Genomic DNA, 4016 nt, shown 5'->3' on the forward strand with positions numbered 1-4016 from the left:
CACACTCATCGTACGGGAGGCGCTTTCATGCACACAAACTCCAAGAACTACTCCCTACAGGAATGATCTCGCCCCCGTTTGTACCTGATCAGCTTCATAAAAAGTTGCGTCGTGCAACCGAGTGTTCTCGCCTCACAAAGTGGCGATGTCAAAGTCGTGGGGAGCGGTCGGAATGTGAGTGCCCCGTGGTAACGTGGGCCCCTCTAGAGGGTCCAGTCTTCCATGTTGCCCTTCAATATGCGCGCGACGACGTCCTCGACCTCAGCGTCTGTCGCCATGGTCGCTCGGCGCAGGAGGTCGAGCGCCCGCCGCAATTCCCATTCCGTCGGTCGGTTGGCGGGCCAATTGTCGACCGCCGTGCGGGCCCAAGCCATGGCCAACCGTTCCAATAGCGGACTGCGTCGGGGCCGGGCCATCCGGACGAACTGCTGCACAATGTCTTCGAACTCTGCGTCGCTCACCGGATCCAGTTCGCGGAACATCTGACCCAGCAGTCGAATTTCCGCTTCTCCGGGGCTTTGATACGGCCAGTCCGGATACGTAAACCGGATACAAATCGCCATCAGTGATTGCAACAATTTAAATTCCATAATGTGACACCTTCTTTGCTTTTCGGGATCGTGGTCCCACCGGAAACATCTGTCGCAAAGCTCTACGCGATTCACATACGTCATCGAGATGTCAGGTTTCAGTGTACACCCATCGAGGGAGTAGCTCCGGCCGGGTAACAAGTGGGGTTGGACTAGCCGATGGTCTCAGGGAGGCGAATCCCACCGTCGAGGCACATACGGCACGCAATCGCCAAGCAACCACCCTCCAGTGGACGAGCCACCAAAGGCCTTCTGGGGCTTATCGCGGCAACTTCAAGCGTGCGTATGACGGGCCCGCACGCCGTAGAGCAGGTAATAGGCAGAAAAACCCAAAATTGCCGGATCCAATACCAGACCCATGCCAATTTGTGTGGACACCGAGGCGGACCCATCCACGGTGACGAGCGCTCGCGCAGCGAACACCTGAAGTGGTCCCCAGCCAATGGCAACGCTTCCGCGATGCCAGAGAAACACCGCATGACCGTAATAGCGTATGGTCAAGTAAGCCACCAGAAGCGATGCGACGGACACCATTCCCGCTACGAGTAGGGCGCTATGCTTTTTCACCATCGGCCACCTCCACGTCGTCTCGATTATGCGCCTCCGGCCGGTTTGGCACAATCTCCTGGCAGAGTACCGCTTGATGCATTTATGCCCCCGAATGTACGCCAGGCTAAATGCCCTTGCCACCCACTGGCCGAAGCTTAATTTGGTCCACGCCAGCAATCAGCGGTCTCGCCTGCTGGATTAGCGCCATGGCCGTGTCCAAGGACAACGAGGCTTCGTGTGCGACGGAGTCACGCCAGATTTCTGTGACCCACACACCGTTTGGATCGTCGTCCGGGATGTTGACGACATACAGGTCACAACCGTCGACTAAGGCCATGCTGTCGGCGGCTTCCAATAAAATCTGGACCAACACGTCGCGTTGACCATCGTGCGCGGTGAACTTGGTATACAATCCGAATTCACTCATCGGTATATTCCCCCGTTGATCTAACCATATCAGACCGCCCGGAAGGTCGTTCCGAATTCCGCGCAGCGACCTTAATGCGCACTCGCCCCCGAATCTCGCTCGTTCGCCCCATGAAGCATTCCTGCCATTGGGAGGTCAGCCCCCATACTGACGCTACTTGGACTGTGCCACGAGATGGCGCACGTTGTGGATCCGGGCCTCGGATCGGACCACGTGCGATAGAGGGGGCGCGATATCAGATCTAGGTCAAGCCCCCCGCGGAAACATCCCCAACCACACGGCGGACGGACCTAGCCGGACAGGCATCCCCACACGCCGGCACCGCGGCCTACCGATGTCAATAGGATCTGAGGAAATGCGGCGCCCACCGCGCAAGGGCTCCTCTGGGTGTGTAATAATGGGGTGGACTACGACGCCTCGGCATGAGGGCACTTCGTCCCCGGATCGTACTGAGTCAAGGCCCGTCATGAGACTGACCCTGTGACCAGCGGCAACTGTCGTACGGATTCAGGCCAGCGGCCAGTCGGCACGGTGACATCGTCGGACCTTTAATCATGAAGTCTTGGGCTCTCATCAAGACCACAAGGGTCTTGTTCTCGCGGTCCGCATCGGTGGGACGGGGTATCCTGCGAAACATTGCCGTCTGCACCCACGTCATGGCCGAGGAGTCCGGGCGACCAGGTACATGGAAAGGAGATCGCATGCGGTGGATTGCCGCGGCTTTGGCTGCTGTGTTTGTGATCGGTCTGGGCATTTGGGTGGCGGGTCCGCCGATCCAGGACCATACCATCCGGCTTCCCTACGCTCCCGTGCCGTCATTTATCGCACCCTTTACTATCGAGCGGACCACCCCGCCCATCCCTCTTCCGGATGGCAGCTACGCGACGCTCGGAGGGTTCGCATTGCCCTACCAGCCTGCATTACCCACGGGGCCGGCATCGGGGCGATGGTGGGTGGGAAAGCACAGCTTCCTCTGGCCTTTATCTCTCCATGCTGCGATGCGGTGGGCCGAGCGACACATCGGAGCACCCTGGCGGCCATCCGGTAGGGGACAAACCGGCGGACGGGGCTACATTTTGTATCGATGGCTCGCCTGGTCACCGAGGTCACACCCAAACGAAACATTAATCCTCCAGTTTGCACCCCGAGGCCCCCAGCATACTTGGGTCACGGTTTCTTTCAACGGCATAATTGTGCCGCCGCGTGGGCCGACCACCCACGTGCCACCGAATGTGCAGTTGGTCGCGGTGGTCTACACGGGCGGCCGTCATGGTCGGGAGACGACGGTTGTAACCAGACGGGCTGACGTGCGGCAACTGGTCCGCATCGTGAATCGGGCCCCGATAGCCCCCCAAGGCCCGAATGGTTGCGCAGGTACCGGGTATCGTCCGCCTGCGGTTGCGTTATCGTAAACGGTCCACGATCGGGGTGCAATATACTCCGGCCTGCGACTGGTTTCAGGTAGGATCCCATTCCCAACGCTTTCGGGCGGGAGATCTGGGCCATTGGGTAGACCGTGCCTTGCACGCTGCGGGTTTGCCTCCAGTGTAGGACTATACCTAATTTCCACGGGGCACTACCTTCCGGCGTATTCGCCCCCAATAATCGCTGATTCATCACACGAACTATCGTCGGAATCAAGTCTGGCCATCCCTCATCCCGGGGCAAACCGCTCGGCACAGCAACCGTGGTCGGTGTCGGCGCGATGCGCGCTGCACGCCAACCTGTCCGAGCCGCCAGGACGACTAACCCAATTGTGGGCACTCTATTTGTAGATGTCGCCTCGTGAGCCGATGGCGTCCACGAAGATAACTTCCTGCTGGTGGTCGATGTGGAAGAGGAGGCGAAACCCACCGACCCGCAACCGATACGCGCCGGTCTGTCCTGTCAGTGGCCGAATGTCTCCCGTCGGTGGGACTTCCGCGAGCCCTTCGATGGCCGCCGCGAGACGCCGATGGGTGGGCACATCTAATTTGTTGAGGTAGTTGAGCGCAGACCGTCTAATGCGGACCTCATACGCCATGGTGCTGGGATTCCGGATCCCAGGATACAAACTCGGGATCCCGCAACTGATCGGCTTCCTCCGGGCTCAATGGTTCGGAATCCGGTTCTTGTGCCTCGATGTCGCGCCAGGCCTTGACCACGGTCTGATGGCGGGCGCGGAGGAATTGGGCCAGGTCGTACACAGTCTTTCGATCAGACGGCGACAGCTGCTCGATGACTTTGTACACTTCGTCGGCCGGAACACTCACGCTGGGGTCCCCCTTTCTCTTTCTTGTAGTATAGATCAGGACGTGACCCTCGCAATCAACCAGTCTTCGTTATCCAAAGCGAAATACTCCTGGTGTGCTTACGCCCCCGAAAGCACGTGATTAGCTGGTAGGTAAAGAGGGGCCTCGGGGCTTGGCTGTGGTAGCGAGTGCCCCTTGAGCGCCCTCCTCCCCATAGAA

6 protein-coding genes are annotated in these 4016 nt (G+C 59.3%); 1 reads left to right on the forward strand and 5 read right to left on the reverse strand.

The features are described from left to right. Window positions 1–203: 203 nt before the first annotated feature. The 3 genes from HIJ39_RS21830 to HIJ39_RS21840 form a co-directional block, all read right to left on the reverse strand. Entirely contained in the window at window positions 204–590 is a 387-nt protein-coding gene (locus HIJ39_RS21830; protein ID WP_169103153.1) for a hypothetical protein, read from the reverse strand. Between the two features lie 273 nt (window positions 591–863). After that, entirely contained in the window at window positions 864–1160 is a 297-nt protein-coding gene (locus HIJ39_RS21835) for a hypothetical protein (protein ID WP_169103154.1), read from the reverse strand. 103 nt (window positions 1161–1263) lie between these two features. Beyond that, window positions 1264–1566: a putative quinol monooxygenase gene (locus HIJ39_RS21840; protein ID WP_169103155.1), complete on the reverse strand. Its 303-nt coding sequence runs from the start codon at window positions 1564–1566 to the stop codon at window positions 1264–1266. A gap of 701 nt (window positions 1567–2267) precedes the next feature. On the opposite strand from HIJ39_RS21840, the gene HIJ39_RS21845 reads away from it, so the two are divergent. Next, the gene (locus tag HIJ39_RS21845; protein ID WP_169103156.1) at window positions 2268–2978 is read left to right on the forward strand and encodes a hypothetical protein; all 711 of its coding nucleotides are present in this window, start codon (window positions 2268–2270) and stop codon (window positions 2976–2978) included. 353 nt (window positions 2979–3331) lie between these two features. On the opposite strand, the gene HIJ39_RS21850 is transcribed toward HIJ39_RS21845, so the two are convergent. Beyond that, complete coding sequence (locus tag HIJ39_RS21850) at window positions 3332–3589, reverse strand: type II toxin-antitoxin system RelE family toxin (protein ID WP_169103157.1); 258 nt, start codon at window positions 3587–3589, stop codon at window positions 3332–3334. Next, window positions 3579–3818, reverse strand: coding sequence for a hypothetical protein (locus tag HIJ39_RS21855; RefSeq protein ID WP_169103158.1), 240 nt, complete (start codon window positions 3816–3818; stop codon window positions 3579–3581). Before HIJ39_RS21855 ends, HIJ39_RS21850 begins: the two co-directional genes overlap by 11 nt. Window positions 3819–4016: the final 198 nt, after the last annotated feature.

Source organism: Sulfobacillus harzensis (assembly GCF_012933365.1).
Taxonomy (GTDB): domain Bacteria; phylum Bacillota; class Sulfobacillia; order Sulfobacillales; family Sulfobacillaceae; genus Sulfobacillus_B; species Sulfobacillus_B harzensis.

Coding starts and splice junctions, on each gene's coding strand:
- HIJ39_RS21830 (WP_169103153.1), bottom strand. CDS start 590: ATGGAATTTAAATTGTTGCAATCACTGATGGCGATTTGTATCCGGTTT.
- HIJ39_RS21835 (WP_169103154.1), bottom strand. CDS start 1,160: ATGGTGAAAAAGCATAGCGCCCTACTCGTAGCGGGAATGGTGTCCGTC.
- HIJ39_RS21840 (WP_169103155.1), bottom strand. CDS start 1,566: ATGAGTGAATTCGGATTGTATACCAAGTTCACCGCGCACGATGGTCAA.
- HIJ39_RS21845 (WP_169103156.1), top strand. CDS start 2,268: ATGCGGTGGATTGCCGCGGCTTTGGCTGCTGTGTTTGTGATCGGTCTG.
- HIJ39_RS21850 (WP_169103157.1), bottom strand. CDS start 3,589: ATGGCGTATGAGGTCCGCATTAGACGGTCTGCGCTCAACTACCTCAAC.